The sequence below is a fragment of the Campylobacter sp. DY7 genome, from assembly GCF_057802535.1.
The window spans coordinates 1-698 of the sequence record NZ_JBYJAU010000041.1 but is presented as its reverse complement, the minus strand read 5'-3'; the positions used below and the strand labels follow the sequence as shown (position 1 = coordinate 698).

The window sequence follows — 698 nt, the reverse complement described above, 5'->3', positions numbered from 1 at the left end:
AACCCCCTGGAAAACCGCGTCAACTCGCGGCGCGCAACCCCCTGACGGCCTGGAAACCGGCCTGTAGGCTGGGGACAGCCCCGGCCCGAAACGGGGCCGAAGCCTCCCCACCCAGACGGTGACTCGTGCCCCCAACAGACGTCAACGCCGCTGGTGCCGCCGACCGACCCGCGGGGTCAGTGTCGGCCACCGGCTACCGCTCGATCGCATACTTCCTGCCGGTCGCGCTGCACGCGCGCCTCAAGGCTGCGTGGTGGTCGACGAGGGATGAGCCGGAGGGTGCGCCCGCTCTGGCCGGTCTCGTCGAGGTCGCCTTTATCCGTGAAGCCGACCGCCTCGAGCAGCTCTACAACGAGGGGGCCCCGTTCCCGGCTGCGCCGGCCAAGGCTCGAGGGATTAGCCGCGCTGCAGCGCAACGGCAAGGCGAATGGTTGCGCGGCGAGTGGGAGCGCCGCCGGCAGGCGCAGACCCCGCCGAACGATTCCAACGACTGATCGTCCCCACGCCGACAGCACCGTGTGCACCGGGTGTGCGGCGCAGTATGCCGCCGATATGCGGCGCAGTATTGCGCCATAACTGCGCGGGTGTGTCTGCTGGAAATATTTCCCAGGGGGAGGGGGTCAAGCTCGGTTCGACAACCGTGCCTGCGGCAGAACGCCGATCGGGCTTGATCCTATCACCCGTGTCAAGCGCGGGTG

At 68.8% G+C, this 698-nt stretch carries 1 protein-coding gene; it reads left to right on the top strand.

Annotation, left to right across the window (positions count from 1 at the left end):
• The first annotated feature begins 179 nt into the window (after nt 1-179).
• Entirely contained in the window at nt 180-494 is a 315-nt protein-coding gene (locus AC1B00_RS09600; protein ID WP_488849504.1) for a ParB family protein, read from the top strand.
• Nucleotides 495-698: the final 204 nt, after the last annotated feature.